Source organism: Serinicoccus sp. CUA-874 (assembly GCF_001942225.1).
Lineage (GTDB): Bacteria > Actinomycetota > Actinomycetes > Actinomycetales > Dermatophilaceae > Ornithinicoccus > Ornithinicoccus marinus.
The window spans coordinates 18,164-39,380 of sequence record NZ_MKJZ01000005.1 but is presented as its reverse complement, the minus strand read 5'-3'; the positions used below and the strand labels follow the sequence as shown (position 1 = coordinate 39,380).

Genomic DNA, 21,217 nt, shown 5'->3' with positions numbered 1-21,217 from the left:
GTGCCCAAGCGCGACGACATCAGCAGCGTCCTCGTCATCGGGTCGGGCCCGATCGTCATCGGGCAGGCCGCCGAGTTCGACTACTCCGGCACCCAGGCGTGCCGGGTGCTCCGCGAGGAGGGCATCCGGGTCGTCCTGGTCAACTCCAACCCGGCGACGATCATGACCGACCCGGGGGTCGCCGACGCGACCTACGTCGAGCCGATCACCCCCGAGATCGTGGAGTCGATCATCGAGCGGGAGCGGCCGGACGCCGTGCTGGCCACCCTCGGCGGGCAGACAGCGCTCAACACCGCGATCGCCCTGCACGAGTCGGGGGCGCTGGAGCGCCTGGGCGCCCCGCTCATCGGCGCCAACGTCGAGGCGATCCAGCTGGGCGAGGACCGGCAGGCCTTCAAGGGCGTCGTCGAGCGCTGCGGCGCCGAGTCGGCCCGCTCGGCGATCTGCCACACGATGGAGGAGGTGCTCGCGGCCGCCGACGAGCTCGGCTACCCCGTCGTGGTGCGTCCCTCCTTCACCATGGGCGGCCTGGGCTCCGGCTTCGCCTTCGACGAGGCCAGCCTGCGCCGCATCGCGGGGGCGGGGCTGCAGGACAGCCCGACGACCGAGGTGCTGCTCGAGGAGTCGATCCTGGGGTGGAAGGAGTACGAGCTCGAGGTCATGCGCGACCGCGCGGACAACGTCGTGGTCGTCTGCTCGATCGAGAACCTCGACCCGATGGGTGTGCACACCGGAGACTCGATCACGGTCGCCCCGGCGATGACCCTGACCGACCGGGAGTACCAGCGGCTGCGCGACATCGGCATCGCCGTCATCCGCGAGGTGGGGGTCGACACCGGCGGCTGCAACATCCAGTTCGCGGTCAACCCCGCCGACGGGCGGATCATCGTCATCGAGATGAACCCGCGGGTGTCGCGCTCCTCGGCCCTGGCGTCCAAGGCGACGGGCTTCCCGATCGCCAAGATCGCCGCGAAGATGGCGCTGGGCTACACCCTCGACGAGGTGCCCAACGACATCACCACCCCCCGGGGGCTCCGCCCCCCGGGCACCCCCCGGTCCGCCTTCGGCATGGTGGTTTCTACTCGGCTGCGTTCGAGCCGAGCCTGGACTACGTCGTCGTCAAGGTCCCGCGCTTCGCCTTCGAGAAGTTCCCGCTGGCGGACCCGACGCTGACGACGACGATGAAGTCCGTCGGCGAGGCGATGTCCCTGGGCCGCAACTTCACCGAGGCGCTGCAGAAGGCGCTGCGCTCGACCGAGGCCACGCACACCAGCTTCCACTGGCGCGAGGACGAGGCGCCGACGCGGGAGATGGCCCGGGCGCTGCTCGACCAGGCCCGCACCCCGACCGACGGCCGGCTGGTGCTGGTCCAGCAGGCGATGCGGGGCGGCGCGAGCGTCGAGGAGGCGCACGAGGCGACCGGCATCGACCCGTGGTTCCTCGACCAGATCGCCGTGATCAACGAGATCGCCGAGCGGGTCCGCGCGGAGGCGCGCACCAACTCCGGTGGCCGCCTGACCCCGGAGCTGCTCCGGCTCGCCAAGCGGCACGGCTTCTCCGACCCACAGCTGGCCCAGCTCACCGGTCTCAAGGAGGCCGTGGTCCGCGGGGTGCGGCACGCGCTCGGCGTGCGCCCCGTCTACAAGACCGTGGACACCTGCGCCGGCGAGTTCGCCGCGCAGACGCCCTACCACTACTCCTCCTACGACGAGGAGACCGAGGTCCGGCCGCGCGAGCGGCCCGCGGTCCTCATCCTCGGGTCGGGGCCCAACCGCATCGGCCAGGGCATCGAGTTCGACTACTCCTGCGTGCACGCCTCGATCACGCTGCGCGAGCACGGCTTCGACACGGTCATGGTCAACTGCAACCCGGAGACGGTCTCGACCGACTACGACACCTCGAGCCGGCTCTACTTCGAGCCGCTCACGCTGGAGGACGTCCTGGAGGTGGTGCACGCCGAGCGCGCGGCCGGTCCGGTCGCCGGGGTCGTGGTCCAGCTCGGGGGCCAGACCCCGCTCGGGCTGGCGGCCGCGCTCAAGGCCGAGGGGGTCCCGATCGTCGGCACCCCGCCCGAGGCGATCCACCTCGCCGAGGACCGCGGAGCGTTCGGCCGGGTGCTGGCCGAGACCGGCCTCACCGCGCCCCGGCACGGCACGGCATACACCGTGGACGACGCGCTCGCCGTCGCCCGGGAGATCGGCTACCCCGTCCTGGTCCGGCCCTCCTACGTCCTCGGCGGACGCGGTATGCAGATCGTCTACGACGACGAGTCGCTCACCTCCTACGTCGGCCGGGCGACCGCGGCGACCGGCGAGGACGAGGCCCACCCGGTGCTCATCGACCGCTTCCTCGACACCGCGGTGGAGATCGACGTCGACGCGCTCTACGACGGCACCGAGCTCTACGTCGCGGCATCATGGAGCACATCGAGGAGGCCGGGATCCACTCCGGCGACTCGGCCTGCGTGCTGCCGCCGTTCACCCTGGGCCGCTCCGAGCTGGACGCGGTGCGCGAGGCGACCCGCTCCTGGCCGAGGCCATCGGCGTGCGGGGCCTCATCAACGTGCAGTTCGCGCTCGCCCAGGACGTGCTCTACGTGCTCGAGGCCAACCCCCGGGCCAGCCGCACCGTCCCCTTCGTCGCCAAGGCGACCGGCGTGCCGCTGGCGCAGGCCGCGGCCCGGGTGATGCTGGGCGCGACGATCCAGCAGCTGCGCGACGAGGGGGTGCTGCCCCAGGGCGTCGACGGCGGCTCGCTGCCCGCCGACGCCCCCTTCTCGGTCAAGGAGGCGATCCTGCCGTTCCGCCGCTTCCGCACCCAGACCGGCGAGGCGATCGACTCCATCCTGGGGCCGGAGATGCGCTCGACCGGCGAGGTCATGGGGATCGACGCGGCCTTCGGATCGGCCTTCGCCAAGAGCCAGCTGCGGGCCGGGTCGAGCTTGCCGACACAAGGGACGGTCTTCGTCTCGGTGGCGAACCGTGACAAGCGCTCGATGATCTTCCCGGTCAAGCGCCTCGTGGACCTCGGCTTCTCGGTGCTCGCGACCGAGGGGACCGCGGACGTCCTGCGGCGCAACGGCATACCGGCCCAGGTTGTGCACAAGCACAGCGAGGGCCGCGCCGACGGCACGGTCCGGACGATCGTGGACCAGATCGCCGACGGCGAGGTGGACATGGTCATCAACACGCCCTCCGGCCGCGACGCGCGGGCCGACGGCTATGCGATCCGGGCGGCGACGACGTCGCTGGACCGCCCGATCATCACGACCGTCCAGCAGCTCGCGGTCGCGGTGCTCGGCATCGAGGCGATGCGCGCGGGCCCCCTCGGTGTGGCGCCGTTGCAGGAGCACGCGCGGGCGCTGGACCTGTATGCCCGCGCGTCCGGCGGGCGCTGAGGACCCGGGCATGACCGCTCCCGGTCGACCCGGCCACCGCTCTGCGGCGGTGCTGGAGGCCGTGGTGACGCTGACCCGTGCGTCCGGCGCCTACGACGTCGTCAGCCTGGCGGTGCCACCGGACCCGGCGTGGGAGCGCTGCCGGCCGGGGCAGTTCGTCGTGGTCCCGGGTGAGCTCAGCCGTGGCGAGCCGCTGCCGACGCTGCTGTGGGTCGCCGGGGTGTCGGTGGACCCGGTGCACGGGACGACCGTCGACGTGGTGCTGGCGGCCTCCGACGGGCAGCGCCTCCGCGAGGGGCGTGCGCAGCGTCTGCTGGGTCCGCTGGGCCGGGGTTTTGGTCTGCCGGCGCATCCGGTGCCGGTCCTCGTCGCCGGGCACGAGGCGGGGAGCGTCCCGCTGCGCTGGCTGGTGGCGCTGCTGCGGGAGCGGGGGTGCGAGGTGCACCTCGTGCTCTCCGCCGACGACCCGGACCGTCACCTGGAGGTCGGGCCGCTGCGCCGGCAGGCGAGCACCGTGATGCTCACCGAGGGCGACCGGTTCGCGACGACCGTCGGCGGGCGGCTGGACGAGCTGGACGGCGTCGGGGTCGTCTACGCCACCGGCTCGCGGGACCAGGTCCGGGACGTCGCGGCGGCGGCCCGGGACCGGGGGAGGGCCTCCCGGGTGGCCGCGCTGGACCTGCAGGAGCCGGTCCTGTGCGGGACGGGTCTGTGCGGGCAGTGCGACCTGCGGGTCGTCGTCGACGGCCAGACGCGGCGGCTGCGCGCCTGCCTCGAGGGGCCGGTCCTCCCCGGGGAGTGGGTGGCCGATGCGGCGCGGTGAGGCTGCGTCCCTGCCCCGGGTGCTCGTCGCCCCCGGTGCCGTGGACGACGCCCGGGGTCTGATCCGCTTCGGGCCCCTGGAGCGCGTCCTCGTGCCCGTCGGGCCGGTGGTCGCCGAGCCGGAGCACGACGGGCCGGCGCTCGTGCACGGCCACGGCCCCGGGGGGCTGGAGCACGGGTCGGTCCCGGGGATCACCCTGCTCACCGCGGTGGACCGGCTGCGGTGGTGCGCCACCCGCGGGCTGCGGGCCGTGGTCGCGGTCCGCGGCAGCTTGACCGGAGAGGCCGCGGCCCTGGCCGGGCGGCTGTGCCGCGGGCTGGAGGGTGACAGCGTCGGCGCGGTCGAGGTCGACCTGCGGGGCGCCGACGACCAGCACGCGCTGCGGGTCATGGCCCGGCTGCGCGAGGAGACCCCGCGCGACCTGCTGCTCCTCGCCCGGCTCTCCGCGCTGCAGCCCGACATCGTGGGCGTCGCCCGCGGCGCCGTGGCCGGCGGTGCCGGCGCCGTGGTCGTGTGCGGGTCGATCGCGCTGGGCGAGGGGCGCTGGTGGTCCGGACCCTCGACCGGTGCCGTGTGCCGTGCCGGCGTCCGCGCCTTGACCGCCGCGGCGCAGGAGCAGCGCTGGCCCGCGGTCCCCCTCGTCGCCGCAGGGGGCGTCCACGACCTCGACAGCGCCCGCCGCGCCCTGGCCGCCGGTGCGGTGGCGGTGCAGCTCGGCACCGCGCTGTGGGCCGACCCGACCCTGCTCGACACCCTCACCCGCCGCCTGGACCAACCACCCGACCGCACGGAGGAGCTCCCATGACCGACGACCCGACCTCGCCCGGCCCAGGGGGCCACGCCGCGCCGCAGCGATTCGGGCTCCGGCTCACCGAGGCCCTCGGCCGGCACGGGCCGGTGTGCGTCGGGCTGGACCCGCACCGGGAGCTGATGCAGGACTGGGGCCTGCCGGACACCGCCGCGGGGGTCGCCGAGTTCTGCAGCGTCGTCCTGGACGCCGCTGCAGGGCGCTGCGCGGCGGTCAAGCCGCAGTCGGCCTTCTTCGAGCGGCACGGCGCCGCGGGGGTGGCGGTCCTCGAGGACGTCCTGCGCGGCTGCCGCGACCGGGGTCTGCTGACGGTGCTGGACGTCAAGCGCGGTGACATCGGCTCCACGATGGCGGGGTATGCGCAGGCCTACCTCGAGGACGACGCCCCGCTCGCCGCCGACGCGGTCACGCTGAGTCCCTACCTCGGCTACGGCGCGCTGCGCCCGGCCCTGGACCTCGCGCGATCCACGGGGCGCGGTGTCTTCGTGCTCGTGCGCACGTCCAACCCCGAGGGCGGGCAGGTCCAGTCGGCGGGCCGCCCGAGCGTGGCCCAGCAGCTCCTGCAGGAGGTCGCCGCGTACAATGCCGGGCAGGCACCCTGCGGCGACGTCGGGGTGGTGGTGGGGGCCACGCTGGACCCGGCCGCGGAGGGGCTGGACCTCGCCGGGTCGCTCGCCCCGGTGCTCGCGCCCGGCGTGGGGGCGCAGGGCGCCGACGAGCACGACGTCGCGCGCGCCTTCGCCGGTGCCGCAGGTCGCGTCCTCGTGCCGGTGTCGCGGGGTGTCCTGCGCGAGGGCCCCGAGGGCGTGGCGAGCGCGCTGGAGCGCTGGACGCAGCGTCTCGCCGGGGCGCTCGGCGACGGCTGACCCCCGACCGCCGCAGGTCAGCGGGGTCGCGCGGCGACACCGGGGTTGGCACGGGACGGAGAGGGTCGCTATGTTCGACGGCACCAGGGTTGCCCCCTGGCACTGGACGATCAAGGAGTAGGACCGTGGCCCTTCCCGAGCTGACGCCGGAGCAGCGCGCCGACGCCCTCGCCAAGGCGGCCGCCGCCCGCCGCGAGCGCGCAGCCGTCAAGAACCGCCTGAAGAACTCCCAGGGGTCCCTCAAGGACGTCATCGCCGAGGGCAAGGAGAACGACGTCATCGGCAAGATGAAGGTCTCCGCGCTCCTGGAGTCGATGCCCGGCGTGGGCCGGGTCCGGGCGCGCCAGCTCATGGAGGAAATCGGGATCTCCGAGAGCCGCCGGGTGCGCGGGCTGGGCGCCAACCAGGTGCACCACCTGCTCGACCACTTCAGCGACCGCTGAGCGCCGGGGAGACCGGCGGCGCGCCGCAGGGCCGCGACGTCGACGGCGCCCCGCGCCGCCTGGTGGTGCTGGCCGGCCCGACCGCGGTCGGGAAGGGGACCGTGGCGGCCTACGTGCGCGAGCACCACCCGGACGTGTGGCTCTCGGTGTCCGCGACCACCCGGCCGCCGCGCCCGGCGGAGCGGGAGGGGGAGCACTACTTCTTCGTCGACGACGAGGAGTTCGACCGGCTGGACCGGGAGGGCCAGCTGCTGGAGTGGGCCACGGTGCACGGCCGCGCCCGCTACGGCACCCCGCGCGGGCCGGTCGAGCGCTCCCTGGCGGAGGGTCGTCCCACCATGCTGGAGATCGACCTGCAGGGTGCCCGGCAGGTGCGGGAGGCGATGCCGGAGGCGCTCTTCGTCTTCCTCGCCCCACCCAGCTGGGAGGAGCTCGTGCAGCGCCTCGTCGGCCGGGGCACCGAGACCGAGGCCGAGCGGACGAGGCGGCTGCAGACCGCACGCACCGAGCTGGCGGCCGCGCAGGAGTTCGACGTGACCATCGTCAACGACGATGTCGCCCGGGCGGCCGAGGAACTCGTATCATTGATGGCCGACCCCCCTGCGCAGACCGCAGCCCCGACCCCTGAACAGACCCGAACGAACGAAGGACTGAGAGCACCGTGAGCGAACCGGCACCATCGCCCACCCCGACGGCATCACCAACCCCCCGATCGACAGCCTGCTGCAGCGCGCCGACAGCAAGTACGCCCTGGTGATCTACGCCGCCAAGCGGGCGCGCCAGATCAACGCCTACTACTCCCAGCTCAGCGAGGGCCTGCTCGAGTACGTCGGCCCGCTGGTCGAGGCGGACGCCACCGACAAGCCGCTGTCGATCGCGCTGCACGAGATCGACCAGGGCAAGCTGCACACCAGCTCGCCCGAGAGCTGACACCCACAGGGCACGGAGGGCACACCGGTATGCGCGTGGTGCTCGGCGTCTCCGGAGGGATCGCGGCCTACAAGGCGTGCTCCGTCCTGCGGCTGCTGACCGAGGCCGGGCACGAGGTCACCGTCGTGCCGACCGCCGCCGCGCTCCGCTTCGTCGGCGCACCCACCTGGGAGGCCCTCAGCGGACGTCCCGTGTCCAGCGAGGTCTGGGACGACGTCCCGCTCGTCCCGCACGTCCGACTGGGCCAGGAGGCCGACCTCGTGCTCGTCGCCCCGGCGACCGCCGACCTGCTGGCCCGCGCCGCCCACGGCCTGGCCGACGACCTGCTCACCTCGACGCTGCTCACCGCCCGCTGCCCGGTCGTGCTGGCGCCGGCCATGCATACCGAGATGTGGACGCACCCGGCGACCGGGGCCAACGTCGCCCTCCTGCGCGAGCGCGGTGTGCACGTGGTCGAGCCGGCCTCGGGGCGGCTGACCGGGGCGGACACCGGCCCGGGCCGGCTGCCCGACCCGGAGGAGATCGTGGCCGCCGCGCTGGCGGCCGTGACGCCGGCCGCGACCGGTGACGACGCCGGCCGCAGCGCCGCCGGCGACCTGGCCGGGCGGCACGTCGTCGTCACCGCCGGGGGCACCCGCGAGCCGCTGGACCCGGTCCGCTACCTCGGCAACCGGTCCTCCGGCAAGCAGGGGTATGCCGTCGCGGCCGAGGCGGCCCGGCGCGGGGCGCGGGTGAGCCTGGTCGGTGCCAACGTGAGCCTGGAGACGCCGGCGGGATGCGACCTCGTGCCGGTGCAGACGGCGCTGGAGCTGCAGCGCGCCGTCGACGGCCTCGTCGACGGCGGTGGGGTGGACGCCGTGGTCATGGCGGCCGCCGTCGCGGACTTCCGCCCGGCGCACTACGCCGAGAGCAAGATCAAGAAGACCCACGGCGAGGGCGACGACAGCGCCCCCACGATCGAGCTGGTCCGCAACCCGGACATCCTGGCCGGTCTCCTCGAGCGCCGTGCGGGAGCCGCCTCGCCCTTCCTCGTGGGCTTCGCGGCCGAGACCGGGGACGGCACCGGCGACGTGCTCGCCCTGGCCCGCGCCAAGCTCGAGCGCAAGGGGTGCGACCTGCTCGTCGCCAACGAGGTGGGGGACGGCAGGACCTTCGGCCAGGACACCACCACGGCACACCTCCTGCGGCCGGGGACCGAGGAGGTCCGCACCGTCGGTCCGGGCGACAAGGCGCTGGTCGCAGCGGCCATCTGGGACCACGCGGCACCGCTGCTGCGCTGAGGCGGCAGCGGCTCCGGAGGTGTCGGTCCCGGACCGTAGACTCGCGCAGGTCAGTCAGCAGCCGCTGCCCCGAAGGAGCACCCCCATGACCCGCCTGTTCACCTCGGAGTCCGTCACCGAGGGACACCCGGACAAGATCTGCGACCAGATCAGCGACGCCATCCTGGACGACCTGCTCGCCCAGGACCCGCACTCCCGGGTGGCGGTCGAGACGATGGTGACGACCGGGCTGGTCCACGTCGCCGGCGAGGTGCGCACCCAGGGCTACTCCAACATCGCCCAGCTCGTCCGGCAGACGATCCTGGACATCGGCTACGACAACTCGCACAAGGGCTTCGACGGACGCACCTGCGGGGTGGAGATCTCGATCGGCGACCAGTCCGTCGACATCGCGACCGGTGTCGACGACGCCGTCTCCAGCCGCGGGTCCGAGCAGGCCGACCCCTACGACCAGCAGGGCGCCGGCGACCAGGGCCTCATGTTCGGCTACGCCTGCGACGACACCCCCGAGCTCATGCCGCTGCCCGCCTTCCTGGCGCACCGGCTCGCCGAGCAGCTGGCCGCCGTCCGCCGGAGCGGTGAGCTGGACTACCTGCGGCCGGACGGCAAGACGCAGGTCACCATCGCCTACGACGGCGAGCGCGCGGTGCGCCTCGACACCGTCGTGCTGTCCACGCAGCACGCCCACGGGATCGACCTGGAGGAGCAGCTGACGCCGGACATCCGGGAGCGGGTCATCACCCCCGTCCTCGACCAGGCTCACGATGCTGGTGTCGAGCTCAAGACCGACGGCTACCGCATGCTCGTCAACCCCACCGGCGTCTTCACCATCGGGGGTCCGATGGGCGACGCCGGGCTCACCGGGCGCAAGGTCATCGTCGACACCTACGGCGGCATGGCGCGGCACGGCGGCGGGGCCTTCTCCGGCAAGGACCCCTCCAAGGTCGACCGCAGCGCGGCCTACGCCATGCGCTGGGTCGCCAAGAACGTCGTGGCCGCCGGGCTCGCGCGCCGGTGCGAGATCCAGGTCGCCTACGCCATCGGCTACCCCCACCCGGTCGGGCTCTACGTCGAGACCTTCGGCACCGAGAGCGTGCCCGTGGAGTCGATCCAGCGGGCCGTGACCCAGGTCTTCGACCTGCGGCCCGCCGCGCTCGTGGCGCAGCTCGACCTGCTGCGGCCGATCTACCGCCCCACCGCCGCCTACGGCCACTTCGGGCGGACCAGCGCCCCCGGCCTCGACGACGGCTTCACCTGGGAGCGGCTGGACCGGGTCGACGCCCTGCGCGCCGCGGTCTGAGCGTCAGGTCCCCAGGGTCGACATGGCCGAGCAGCTGGAGCTGGTCCCGGCGCCGGCGAGCCCGACCTCGCCGCGCAGGCGCGCGCGCGGCCCGGCGGCGTCCGTGCCGCTGGCGCAGACCGACCCGGTGGCGACCGTGCTCGTCGAGACACCCCTGGCGCACCTCGACCGGTCGTTCGAGTATGCCGTCCCGGCCGACCTCGACGAGGCGGCCCGGCCGGGGGTGAGGGTCCGGGTCCGCTTCGCCGGACGGGACCACGACGGCTTCCTGCTGACGCGTGAGGCTCACGCCGAGCACGAGGGCAGGTTGGCCCCGTTGCGCTCGGTCGTGAGCCCCGAACCCGTGCTCACACCGGCGGTGCTGGACGCCGCCCGGGAGGTCGCCGCCCACTACGGCGGGACGCTCTCCGACACGGTGCGGCTCGCCGTGCCGCCGCGGCACGCCCGAGCCGAGCGGGCGGTGCCACCGCGTCCCGGGCCTGGCGAGGCCGAGGATCATGAGCCTGGGCCGGGAGTCGATCCCGCCGGTGACACCGCGATCGACCCTGCGTGGACGGCTTATCCCGCGGGGCCGGCCCTGCTGCGGCGGCTGCGCGACGGGCAGGCACCCGCGGCGGCGTGGCTCGCGCTGCCCGGTCAGGGGCCGGGAGACGACTGGCCCGACGCGATCGCCGCCGCGGTCGCGGCGACGACCGCAGGGGGTCGTGGCGCGCTCGTCGTCGTGCCGGACCGCCGCGACGTGGAGCGCGTCATGGGGCCGGTGACCCGGGCGGTGGGGGAGGGCCACGTGGTCCGGCTCACCGCCGACCTGGGCCCCGAGGCCCGCTACACCGCCTTCCTCCGTGCCCTGCGCGGCCACGCCCGCGTGGTGGTCGGCACCCGCGCCAGCGGCTTCGCCCCGGTGCCGGACCTGGGGCTGGTGGTCTGCTGGGACGAGGCCGACGACCTGCACGAGGAGCCGCGGGCGCCCTATCCCCACGTCCGCGAGGTGCTCCGTCGGCGTGCACGGCGTGAGGGGGCCGCGCTGCTCGTCGGCGGCTTCACCCGGAGCGTCGTCGTGCAGCAGTGGGTGGACGAGGGGGTGGTCGCACCGGTGGTCGCGGACACCGACCGCGTGCGCGGCGTCGCCCCCGCCGTCGTGGTGGCCGGGGAGGGTCACCAGGAGGAGCGCGACCCGGCGGCCCGGACGGCGCGGCTCCCGAGCGTCGCCTGGCGGGCGCTGCGCGCCGGCCTGGAGAGCGACCGGCCGGTGCTGGTGCAGGTGCCCCGCCAGGGGTACGTGCTCGGCCTGGCCTGCCAGGACTGCCGCACCCCGGTGCGCTGCGAGCGCTGCCAGGGGCCCGTCGGCGCGGGCGGTCCGGTCGCCGGCAGCCAGGGACCACCGGCCTGCCGGTGGTGCTCCACCGAGGTCCCCGTGGACCATGCGTGCACCGAGTGCGGCTCCCGGCGGCGGCGGGCCACCGGGATGGGGGAGCGCCGGACGGCCGAGGAGCTGGGGCGGGCCTTCCCCGGGACCCGGGTGGTGAGCTCGGGCGGGGAGCACGTCGTGGACGAGGTCGAGGGGGGTGCGACCCTCGTGGTCGCGACCCCCGGGGCCGAGCCCTGGGCCGAGACCGGCTATGCCGCCGCCGTCCTCCTCGACGGCTGGTCGCTGCTGGAGCGGGCCGACCTCGACGCGCCGGTGGAGGCGCTGCGTCGCTGGTGCGCCGCCGCCGCGCTCGTCCGCGCCCGTCCTCGGGCAGCGCCGGCGCGGCGCGGGCCGGCCGTCGTGCTCTGCGGGGTGCCTCCGCACGGCTCCCTGCCCGCGGTCGAGGCGCTGGTGCGCTGGGACCCGGCCTGGCTCGCCCGACGTGAGCTCGGTGACCGTGCCACTCTCGGCCTGCCCCCGGCGACGCGTCAGGTCGAGGTGAGCGGCCCGGTCGGCGCGGTCGACCAGGCCGGGCGGGCGCTCGCCCGGGTCGGGCACCGGCTGCTGGGCACGGTGCCGCTCGACGGGGGCGAGGGGGAGGGCCGCCGGGCCCGGGCCACCGTACGCGAGGGCGACGGGCACGACCTCGCGCAGGCGGTGCACACGGTGCGCGCCGAGCGCAGCGCCCGCAAGGCTCCGGAGGCGCTCCGCCTGGTCCTGGACGGGCACGCACAGTAGCCCTGAAGGGCCCCGGCGACGGGTCGTGCGGACGCCCGTTCTGATTGACGTAGCGTCACCGCTACGGAAGTCTCAAAAGAGTAACGATCCCGTCACCGTGTGGGCACGACGGTGGCGTGGCAAGCACGCAGGTGTCTACGTTGTCCACGCAACCCCCGGCGCGTCGATGACACGCGCGCGGCGGACCAGGGCGGTCCGCCGGCGTGAGACGCCCATTCACTAGGAGGAACATTGAAGATCAGGCGCGCGACCATGGCCGTTGTGGCCGCTGGTGCCCTGGCTCTGGCTGGCTGCACGTCCGACTCCGGATCCGGCGACACCGGTGCCGAGGGCGGCGGCGAGGGCGACAGCTCGGAGGAGAGCGCAGGCTCCGGCGAGGAGTCCGAGGGTGATATGGGCGGCGAGGAGGGTTCCACCGCCCTGGCCGACATGGGCGAGGTCACCACCAACGACGACACGGTGTCCTTCTCCAGCGGGGCTGAGGAGTACAACGCCTACAACGGCAACACCGCTAACACGAACTCGACCTACAACGCGGTCGTCAACAACCAGTTGCACTCCGGCTTCTGGTACTGGGGCACCGACGGCACCATCTACCCGAACGAGTGGTTCGGCTCCTACGAGCAGACCTCCGAGGACCCGCTCACCGTCGAGTACACCATCTCCGACGACGCGGTGTGGTCCGACGGCACTCCCATCACCTCGAACGACTTCCTGCTGGCGTGGGCCTCCACGAACCCCGAGTCCATGGGCGGGGCCGAAACCCTTGGGTTCGATCCTGTCTCGACGTGGTCGACCTACGCTACCGACGGCCTGGAGACCGAGCCGAGCAGCAAGACCTTCACGGTCGTCTACCCCGAGCCTTACCCGGACTGGGAGATCGCGGTCGAGCCGCCCTTGCCGGCCCATATTGCGGCGGAGCAGGGTGGCATGGAGCCGGACGAGCTGGCGCAGGCGATCCTGGATGGCGAGGGCGAGACCGTGGCCGAGGTGTCCGAGTTCTGGAACGACGGTTGGCTTTTCCCGAACTACCAGGTCGAGGACGAGGCCCTGGTGCCCTCGAGTGGGCCCTACACCCTCGAGGGTGCGGCCTGGGAGAGCGGCAACCAACTCGCGCTGGTCCCCAACGAGTCCTTCTTCGGCCCGGCCCCGGCCACCGGCAACCTGGTCTACAAGTTCGCCGCCCCGGAGACCCACGTGCAAGCGCTGCAGAACGGTGACATCAACGTCATCGAGCCGCAGGCCACCGTCGACACACGGCAGCAGCTCGAGGGCATGGGCGACATGGTGTCGGTTGAAAGTAACCAGCAGATGACCTGGGAGCACCTGGACTACAACTTCGCCGAGGACTCGGTCTTCAACGACGAGAACGGTGGTCTGGCGGCACGTGAGGCCTTCGCCATGTGCGTCCCGCGTCAGAACATCATCGACAACCTCATCGCGCCGATCAGCGAGGACGCTGAGATGCTGAACGCACGGGAGCGCTTCCCGTTCCAGGACGGCTACCAGGAGCTCGTGGACGCGGCCTACGACGGTACCTACGACGAGGTCGACATCGAGGGCGCCACCGCCAAGCTGGAGGAGGCCGGGGTCGAGACGCCGGTCGAGGTCCGGATCGGCTACTCCGCCCCGAACCAGCGCCGCACCGAGGAGGTGGCCCAGATCAAGGCCTCCTGCGACGAGGCGGGCTTCGAGATCGTCGACGCGGGCAACCCGGACTTCTTCGAGTCCGGCGGCACGCTGGAGCAGGGTGACTGGGAGGTCGCGCTCTTCGCCTGGGCCGGCTCGGGCCAGGTCGCCTCCGGTGAGCCGATCTACTCCACCGGCGGTTCGCAGAACTTCGGCGGTTTCTCCAACGAGGAGGTCGACGCAGCGTGGGACACCCTGGCGTCGTCGCTTGACGAGGAAGTCCAGATGGAGCAGTTGAAGATCATCGAGAAGCTGCTGTGGGACAACCTCTACGGCATTCCGCTGTTCACTCACCCGGGAATCGTGGGTTCGGACAGCACCCTGGAGAACGTCCGGCCGACCTCGGTCCAGACCGGTGTCTCCTGGAACGCCCAGCAGTGGGTGCGCGCCAGCTGACGCACCTTGCCTGAACCGGCAGCGGGACTGGTCCCGCTGCGGCCCGGCACCGGTGAACGGGGTGGAAGGGTCGACGCCCTCCCACCCCGTTCGTCGTCCGTCACCTCCCCACCCGGCGTGCTGCTCCGGCGGCGACACGCGCCGGGAGCGTCCGTGGTCACCACCCCTGCCGAGGGGTTAGAGTCTGCGGGCAGTCCGTCACACCGCCGTGAACCGTTCTCACCGCAAAGGTCAGGCCCGTGCTCCAGTTCATCCTCCGCAGGATCGCGATCTCCGCGCTGATCATGTTCCTCGGCTCCGTGCTGATGTACGTCCTCACGATCAACTCGGGCGACCCGCTCGAGGACCTGCGCGAGTCGCGCGCCGAGAACCGCCAGCAGCTCATGGACGCCCGGACCGAAAACATGGGGCTCAACGACCCGTGGTGGGAGCGCTACCTCGGCTGGTTCAGCGGGGTCAGCCGGTGCTTCGTGCTCCAGTGCGACCTCGGGATGACGCGGGACGGAGCAAGCGTCAACAACCTGCTGCTGTCCGCCGCGGGAGCGAGCCTGCGGCTGGTGACCATCGCGACCTTCCTGGCGATCTTCATCGGCGTCACTCTCGGTGTCCTCTCGGCCATCCGGCAGTACTCCGGCTTCGACTACGCGGTGACCTTCGCCGCCTTCCTCTTCTACTCGCTGCCGATCTTCTGGGCCGCGGTCCTACTCAAGGAGGTCGGGGCGATCCGGTTCAACAACTGGATGGCCGACCCGGACGTGTCGACGGCAGCGATGGGCGTCGTCGCCTTCTTGTTCGCCCTCGCCGTGGCCTCGGTGCTCGGCGGCGACCTGCGGCGGCAACTCGTCACCGGGGCCGTGACCTTCGTCGTCGTCTTCGGGCTGGTCTTCGCCTTCGACCAGGTGAACTGGTGGGTCCAGCCCGCGCTCGGCCTGCCGCTGATCATCGTGGGTGCGCTGGCCGCGCTGGCCTTCATGCTCGTGATGACGGTCGGTCTGTCCAACCGCAAGGTCCTGTATGCCGGGCTGGTCACCATCGGGCTGGGGCTCGTGGGCTACTTCATCACCGGGCCGATCCTCGAGGACCCGTCAGGCTGGCTGACGATCCTGCTGCTGGCCGTCGTGACGGTGGCGGTCGCCCTCGCCGTGGGCTGGGTCATGGGCGGCTACGAGCGGCGGACCGCGATGATCGTCAGCGTCGGGACCGCTCTGGCCATGGGCTTCCTCATCTTCATGGACCAGTTGCTGCGCGGCTGGGCCGGGTTCCTCGAGATGTCCGGTGACCGACAGATCAGCACCATCGGGGAGAACCGCTTCATCCCGGAGCGCTTCGACGGCACCTTCTGGGAGGGCATCTACAACTGGGGGGTCCAGCTGGTGCTTCCCACCATCGTGCTGACGCTGATCTCGATCGCCTCCTACAGCCGATACACCCGCGGTTCGATGTTGGAGACCATCAACCAGGACTACATCCGCACCGCCCGCTCCAAGGGGCTCTCGGACCGCGTGGTCTTCACGAAGCACGCGCTGCGCAACGCGCTCATCCCCATCACGACGATCGTCGCCTTCGACTTCGCCTCGCTGCTCGGCGGCGCCGTCGTCACCGAGTCCGTCTTCGGCTGGCGCGGGCTGGGCGCGATGTTCCGACAAGGGCTGCAGTTCGTCGACCCCAACCCGGTCATGGCCTACTACCTCGTGGCCGGCGGCGCGGCGGTGCTCATGAACATGTTCGCCGACATCGCCTACGCCTCGCTCGACCCGCGGATCCGTCGGTGAGCCCGGTGACACCCACCCGCGACCGCCCCGCGACCCACCCGACAGAGCAGAGGACCACCCGATGAGCGACAGCCAGCGCCCGGACGACCCGGAGCCCACGCCGGCCGCGAGCCGGGTGGAGGAGGTCTACTCGGTCGAGAAGCAGATCGACCTCAGCCAGAAGTCCTACTCGCAGGGGCAGCTCGTCCGCCGCCGGTTCTTCCGGCACAAGGGCGCCATGGTCTCGCTCTTCGTCCTGGTCTTCATCACGCTCATGGCGTTCACGTCCATCGGCTACGGATGGATCCCGGCCTGGTGGGACAAGACGTTCTACGACGCCGGTGTCGCGGTGGACGGCGGCCGACCGACGCTGCAGCTCTGGCCGCCGCAGATCGGCGAGAGCCCGTTCGGGCAGGACACCATCGGCAAGGACTACTTCGCGCTGACGATGCGGGGCACGCAGCGGACCCTGATCGTGGCCTTCACCGTCGGGCTGCTCTCCACCCTGGTCGGGACGATCATCGGCGCGCTGGCCGGCTTCTACCGCGGCTGGGTCGAGGCGATCCTCATGCGGGTGACCGACCTGTTCATCATCATCCCGCTGCTGGTCCTGGCCGCGGTGCTCGGCAAGATGGCCGGTGGGGGCATCTGGTCGCTGGCGCTGGTCCTCAGCCTGGTCTCGTGGACCGGCCTGGCCCGGCTGGTGCGGGGCGAGGTGCTCTCGCTGCGCGAGCGCGAGTTCGTCACCGCTGCCGAGGCGATCGGGACCGGGTCCGGCCGGGTGATCTTCAAGCACATCCTGCCCAACACCATCGGCACGATCATCGTCAGCGCCACCCTCACGATCGCCACGACCATCCTGCTGGAGTCCTCGTTGTCGTACCTCGGCTTCGGGGTCCTGCCACCGGACACCTCGCTGGGCCTGCTCATCTCGGACTACCAGAACGCCTTCCTCACCCGACCGTGGCTGTTCTGGTGGCCCGGCATCATGATCCTCGCGATCGCGCTCTCGGTGAACTTCCTCGGTGACGGGCTGCGTGACGCCTTCGACCCCCGGCAGAACAGGACGGCCGACTGATGACGACGACCACGCAGAGCAGCTCGGGGCAGCCGGTCTACACCGGCTCGGGCACGCCGACCGGTGACGAGGAGGTCGTGCTCGCTTTCGACGACGTCGACGTGCGCTTCCGCACCGAGTTCGGCAGCGTGCACGCCGTCAAGGGCGTGGACCTGCGGGTGCGCCCGGGCGAGGTCGTCGCCCTCGTCGGCGAGTCCGGCTCCGGCAAGTCGGTGACGTCGATGACCGCCATGCGCCTCCTGCCCCGCAACGCGACGATCGGGGGTCAGGTCAACGTGGCGGGGCGCGACGTGGGCGGGCTCACCGAGTCGACGATGCGCCGCCTGCGCGGCAACGACGTGGCCATGGTCTTCCAGGAGCCGATGACAGCGCTCAACCCGGTCCTCACCGTCGGCACCCAGATGGTGGAGTCTATGGAGCTGCACGGCGTCGCCCGCGGCGCCGCGGCCTGGAGCCGGGCCATCGAGCTCCTGGGCATGGTGGGCATCCCCGAGCCCGAGCGGCAGATGAAGAAATACCCGCACGAGCTCTCCGGAGGTCAGCGGCAGCGCGTGGTCATCGCCATCGCGATCAGCTGCGACCCCAAGGTCATCATCGCCGACGAGCCGACCACGGCCCTGGACGTCACCGTGCAGGCCGACATCCTGGACCTGCTCCGCTCGCTCAAGGACAAGCTCAACACCGGCATCCTGCTCATCACGCACAACATGGGCGTGGTCGCCGACATGGCCGACCGCGTCGCGGTGATGTTCAAGGGCGAGATCGTCGAGCGCGGGACCGTGGAGGAGGTGCTGCTGCACCCCAACCACGACTACACCAAGATGCTCCTCGGGTCCGTCCCCCGGATGGGCGCCGGGCGCGGGCAGATGGGCATCAGCGTCAAGGAGGAGGTCGACGCCGAGGCGCCGCTGGCGATCGAGCTGAAGAACCTCGTCATCGAGTACCAGCGGCTCGGCAAGGCGCCCTTCCGCGCCGTCGACGACGTCAGCTTCGACGTGCGACAGGGTGAGATCGTCGGCCTGGTCGGGGAGTCCGGCTCGGGCAAGAGCACGATCGGCCGGTGCGCCCTGGGCCTCATCCCCGCCGCCTCCGGCGAGTTCAGGCTGCTCGGCCAGGACATCACCGGGGTGAGGCGCAAGGACCTCAAGCCGCTGCGCAAGCGGATCGGCGTGATCTTCCAGGACCCGGCCGCCTCGCTCAATCCGCGGTTGCCCATCGGCGAGTGCATCGCCGAGCCGCTCGTCGTGCACAAGGTGGGCAACCGCAAGTCCCGTGAGGACAAGGTCTACGAGCTGCTCGACGCCGTGCAGCTGCCGCGCGAGGTCTACAACCGCTACCCGCACGAGGTCTCCGGCGGCCAGCGGCAGCGCATCTCGGTCGCGCGCGCCCTGACCCTCGACCCGGAGCTGCTGGTGGCCGACGAGCCCACCTCGGCCCTCGACGTGTCGGTGCAGGCGCGGGTGCTCAAGATCTTCGCCGAGCTCCAGGAGCAGTTCGGCTTCGCCTGCCTGTTCATCAGCCACGACCTGGCGGTCATCGACCTGCTCGCCCACAAGGTGGTCGTGCTGCAGAACGGCAAGGTCGTCGAGGCCGGCCCGCGCGAGCAGATCATGGAGCAGCCCACGCAGGAGTACACCCAGCGGCTCATCGCCGCCGCGCCGGTGCCCGACCCGGTGGAGCAGGGACGTCGCCGGAGGGACCGGCACGAGCTGCTGCGTGAGCAGGGCGAGGAGATCGTCGAGCTCAACGTCGACGCCGAGGAGTTCCACCAGTCCTCCAGCGAGGCCGAGGTCGTGCAGGTGGACGAGGTCGGCGACGTCCGCGACCGGAAGCGTCGCTGAGCCCGCGTGCGTCTCGTCTTCGCCGGGACTCCCGAGGCGGCGGTCCCGAGCCTGCGTGCCCTGCTGCGTTCGGAGCACGAGGTCGTGGGAGTGCTGACCCGCCCGGATGCACGGGCCGGCCGCGGCCGCTCGCTGCGCCCGTCCCCGGTCCGCGAGGTCGCGCTCGAGGCAGGCATACCCGTCGCCACCCCGTCCTCGCTCCGTGACGCCGAGGCCCAGGACCAGCTCCGGGACTGGGCACCCGACGCCTGCCCGGTGGTCGCCTACGGCCTGCTGGTGCCACCTGCCATGCTGCCCCTCCCGAGGCACGGGTGGGTCAACCTCCACTTCTCCCTCCTGCCGGCCTACCGTGGCGCGGCGCCGGTGCAGCACGCGCTGCGTGCCGGTGACGACGTCACCGGTGCGGTGACCTTCCTGCTGGAGGAGGGTATGGACACCGGGCCGGTCCTCGGCCGGCTCACCGAGACCGTGCGGCCGCGGGACACCTCCGGCGACCTGCTCGACCGGCTGGCCGAGGCCGGGGCCCACCTGCTCGTCAGCACTCTCGACGCGCTGGAGGCCGGGGCCCTGACGCCCGAGCCGCAGCCCGCCGACGGGGTGAGCCTGGCGCCCAAGATCACGGTCGAGGACGCCCGGGTCGTCTGGGACCACCCCGCCTACGCGGTGGACCGGCTCGTGCGCTCGTGCACACCCGCACCGGGCGCCTGGACCACCTTCCGGGGCGCGCGGCTCAAGCTCGGCCCGGTCGTGCCGGCGGAGCAGGGACCGCAGGAGGTGCGGCTCGCGCCCGGCGAGGTGCACGTCGGTAGGGACCAGGTTCTCGTCGGCACCGGCAGCACCCCCGTGCAGCTGGGGCAGGTGCAGGCCCAGGGCAAGCGCGCGATGGCCGCGACCGACTGGGTCCGGGGCGTGCGGCCCGGGCCCGGGGAGGTGCTCGGTGGCTGAGGACCGCCCGGCCCGCGGTCGGGGCGGCCGGGGTCGGTCCGGCGGCGGTGGCCGGGACCGGACGGGCGGCCGCGACGGCCGGCGCGGGCCGCGGCGCCGGTCGGCCCAGACCCCCGCGCAGCGCACCAGAGTGGCCGACCCCGCCCGCACGGTCGCCTTCCGCGTGCTGCGGCAGGTGGACACCGACGAGGCCTTCGCCAACCTGGTGCTCCCGGGGGAGCTGCGCTCGGCCTCGCTCTCCGGCCGCGACGCCGCCTTCGCGACCGAGCTGACCTATGGCACCCTCCGGATGCGGGGGCTCTACGACGCCGTCGTCGCGCAGGCCGCGGGCCGCCCGGTCGCGGAGATCGACGGACCGGTCCGCACCGTCCTGCGCCTCGGCGTCCACCAGCTGCTGGGGATGCGGGTGCCGGACCACGCCGCGGTGAGCGCCACCGTGGGGCTGGCGCGACAGCAGGTGAGCCAGGGCGCGGGCGGCTTCGTCAACGCGGTGCTGCGCCGGGTGAGCAGCCAGGACCGGGACGCCTGGGTCGCGAGCCTGGTCGAGGGGCTGGAGGACCCGCTCGCCCGGCTGGCGCTGGAGCACTCGCACCCCGAGTGGGTCGTGCGTGCGCTGCGGGCCGCCCTCGTCTCCGGCCGCGGCACCGACGCGGTGGAGCGGGGCGAGCTGTCGGACCTGCTGGCCGCGCACAACCGCCCCGGTCCGCTGACCCTGGTCGCCCGGCCAGGCCTCGGCGCCGAGGAGGAGCTCGAAGCCGCCGGCGCCCGCCCCGCACCGGTCGGCCGCACCGCCTGGGAGCTGGGGCAGGGCGACCCCGGTGCCCTCGAGGCGGTCCGGGACGGTCGGGCGGCGGTGCAGGACGCCGGGTCCCAGCTGCTCACGCTCGCCCTCGCGGAGGCCCCGCTGGAGGGCTCCGACGAGCGCTGGATCGACCTGTGCGCCGGCCCGGGCGGCAAGGCCGGCCTGCTGGCGGCCCTGGCGACGGAGCGCGGCGCCCGGCTGCGGGCCAACGAGGTGAGCGAGCACCGGGCCGAGCTCGTGCGGCACACCCTCGTGGGCCCGGTGCACGGCGGCGCGCGCGTCGAGGTGACCGTGGGCGACGGCCGGGACGTGGGCCCGCAGGAGCCGGACACCTACGACCGGGTCCTCGTCGACGCGCCGTGCACCGGCCTGGGCGCGCTGCGCCGACGCCCCGAGGCGCGCTGGCGACGCTCCCCCCAGGACCTCGGCACCCTCGGTCCGCTCCAGCGTGCCCTGCTCGACTCCGCGCTCACGGCGGTGCGCCCGGGCGGCCTCGTGGCCTACGCCACCTGTTCCCCGCACCTCGCGGAGACCGAGCTGGTCGTCAAGGACGTGCTCAAGCGGCGACCGGACGTCGAGCCGGTGGACGTCCGCCCCCTCCTGCGGGACCGGGCCGGCATACCGCTGCCCGACACGGGGGAGGGTCGGTGGGCCCAGCTGTGGCCGCACCTGCACGGCACCGACGGGATGTTCGTGGCCCTGCTGCGGCGCTCTCTAGACTGA

General features: G+C 73.0%; 15 protein-coding genes and 1 pseudogene. All 16 read left to right on the top strand.

The window, feature by feature from the left end; genetic code table 11:
- Positions 1-3,396, top strand: a pseudogene (gene carB, locus BJF80_RS02215) (carbamoyl-phosphate synthase large subunit).
- A 10-nt stretch (positions 3,397-3,406) separates the two neighbouring features.
- The gene (locus BJF80_RS02210; protein WP_158068455.1) at positions 3,407-4,219 is read left to right on the top strand and encodes an iron-sulfur cluster-binding protein; all 813 of its coding nucleotides are present in this window, start codon (positions 3,407-3,409) and stop codon (positions 4,217-4,219) included.
- Positions 4,206-5,024 carry a beta/alpha barrel domain-containing protein gene (locus tag BJF80_RS02205; protein WP_075811073.1) on the top strand — a complete coding sequence of 273 codons (819 nt, stop codon included), beginning with the start codon at positions 4,206-4,208 and terminating at the stop codon, positions 5,022-5,024. The genes BJF80_RS02210 and BJF80_RS02205 overlap by 14 nt, the downstream gene beginning before the upstream one ends.
- Positions 5,021-5,893 (top strand): orotidine-5'-phosphate decarboxylase, encoded by an 873-nt coding sequence (gene pyrF / locus BJF80_RS02200; RefSeq protein WP_075811072.1) that lies wholly within the window; start codon positions 5,021-5,023, stop codon positions 5,891-5,893. Before BJF80_RS02205 ends, pyrF begins: the two co-directional genes overlap by 4 nt.
- A 125-nt stretch (positions 5,894-6,018) precedes the next feature.
- The gene (mihF, locus tag BJF80_RS02195; protein ID WP_010148593.1) at positions 6,019-6,336 is read left to right on the top strand and encodes an integration host factor, actinobacterial type; all 318 of its coding nucleotides are present in this window, start codon (positions 6,019-6,021) and stop codon (positions 6,334-6,336) included.
- Positions 6,337-6,398: 62 nt separating this feature from the next.
- The gene (gene gmk / locus BJF80_RS02190) at positions 6,399-7,001 is read left to right on the top strand and encodes a guanylate kinase (RefSeq protein ID WP_075811070.1); all 603 of its coding nucleotides are present in this window, start codon (positions 6,399-6,401) and stop codon (positions 6,999-7,001) included.
- A gap of 13 nt (positions 7,002-7,014) precedes the next feature.
- Positions 7,015-7,266, top strand: coding sequence for a DNA-directed RNA polymerase subunit omega (rpoZ, locus tag BJF80_RS02185; RefSeq protein WP_075811069.1), 252 nt, complete (start codon positions 7,015-7,017; stop codon positions 7,264-7,266).
- 29 nt (positions 7,267-7,295) lie between these two features.
- On the top strand, positions 7,296-8,546 hold the full coding sequence (coaBC, locus tag BJF80_RS02180; RefSeq protein WP_075811068.1) for a bifunctional phosphopantothenoylcysteine decarboxylase/phosphopantothenate--cysteine ligase CoaBC: 1,251 nt from the start codon (positions 7,296-7,298) through the stop codon (positions 8,544-8,546).
- 85 nt (positions 8,547-8,631) lie between these two features.
- The gene (gene metK, locus BJF80_RS02175; RefSeq protein WP_075811067.1) at positions 8,632-9,846 is read left to right on the top strand and encodes a methionine adenosyltransferase; all 1,215 of its coding nucleotides are present in this window, start codon (positions 8,632-8,634) and stop codon (positions 9,844-9,846) included.
- A 22-nt stretch (positions 9,847-9,868) separates the two neighbouring features.
- The gene (locus tag BJF80_RS02170; protein WP_158068454.1) at positions 9,869-11,992 is read left to right on the top strand and encodes a primosomal protein N' family DNA-binding protein; all 2,124 of its coding nucleotides are present in this window, start codon (positions 9,869-9,871) and stop codon (positions 11,990-11,992) included.
- 252 nt (positions 11,993-12,244) lie between these two features.
- Positions 12,245-14,077: an ABC transporter substrate-binding protein gene (locus tag BJF80_RS02165; protein WP_083673405.1), complete on the top strand. Its 1,833-nt coding sequence runs from the start codon at positions 12,245-12,247 to the stop codon at positions 14,075-14,077.
- 239 nt (positions 14,078-14,316) lie between these two features.
- A complete protein-coding gene (locus BJF80_RS02160) occupies positions 14,317-15,849 on the top strand; it encodes an ABC transporter permease (RefSeq protein WP_075811065.1) in 1,533 nt (510 codons plus the stop codon).
- 61 nt (positions 15,850-15,910) lie between these two features.
- Positions 15,911-16,906 (top strand): ABC transporter permease, encoded by a 996-nt coding sequence (locus tag BJF80_RS02155; protein WP_075811064.1) that lies wholly within the window; start codon positions 15,911-15,913, stop codon positions 16,904-16,906.
- Positions 16,906-18,747, top strand: a complete 1,842-nt coding sequence (locus tag BJF80_RS02150; RefSeq protein WP_075811063.1) for an ABC transporter ATP-binding protein — start codon at positions 16,906-16,908, stop codon at positions 18,745-18,747. Before BJF80_RS02155 ends, BJF80_RS02150 begins: the two co-directional genes overlap by 1 nt.
- 6 nt (positions 18,748-18,753) lie before the next feature.
- On the top strand, positions 18,754-19,692 hold the full coding sequence (fmt, locus tag BJF80_RS02145) for a methionyl-tRNA formyltransferase (RefSeq protein ID WP_075811062.1): 939 nt from the start codon (positions 18,754-18,756) through the stop codon (positions 19,690-19,692).
- Positions 19,685-21,217, top strand: a complete 1,533-nt coding sequence (locus BJF80_RS02140) for an RsmB/NOP family class I SAM-dependent RNA methyltransferase (RefSeq protein ID WP_075811061.1) — start codon at positions 19,685-19,687, stop codon at positions 21,215-21,217. Before fmt ends, BJF80_RS02140 begins: the two co-directional genes overlap by 8 nt.

Bases quoted from the DNA above. Each gene is read 5' to 3' on its own strand.
- BJF80_RS02210 (WP_158068455.1), top strand. From the start codon at position 3,407: ATGACCGCTCCCGGTCGACCCGGCCACCGCTCTGCGGCGGTGCTGGAG.
- BJF80_RS02205 (WP_075811073.1), top strand. From the start codon at position 4,206: ATGCGGCGCGGTGAGGCTGCGTCCCTGCCCCGGGTGCTCGTCGCCCCC.
- pyrF (WP_075811072.1), top strand. From the start codon at position 5,021: ATGACCGACGACCCGACCTCGCCCGGCCCAGGGGGCCACGCCGCGCCG.
- coaBC (WP_075811068.1), top strand. From the start codon at position 7,296: ATGCGCGTGGTGCTCGGCGTCTCCGGAGGGATCGCGGCCTACAAGGCG.
- metK (WP_075811067.1), top strand. From the start codon at position 8,632: ATGACCCGCCTGTTCACCTCGGAGTCCGTCACCGAGGGACACCCGGAC.
- BJF80_RS02170 (WP_158068454.1), top strand. From the start codon at position 9,869: ATGGCCGAGCAGCTGGAGCTGGTCCCGGCGCCGGCGAGCCCGACCTCG.
- BJF80_RS02165 (WP_083673405.1), top strand. From the start codon at position 12,245: ATGGCCGTTGTGGCCGCTGGTGCCCTGGCTCTGGCTGGCTGCACGTCC.
- BJF80_RS02155 (WP_075811064.1), top strand. From the start codon at position 15,911: ATGAGCGACAGCCAGCGCCCGGACGACCCGGAGCCCACGCCGGCCGCG.
- BJF80_RS02150 (WP_075811063.1), top strand. From the start codon at position 16,906: ATGACGACGACCACGCAGAGCAGCTCGGGGCAGCCGGTCTACACCGGC.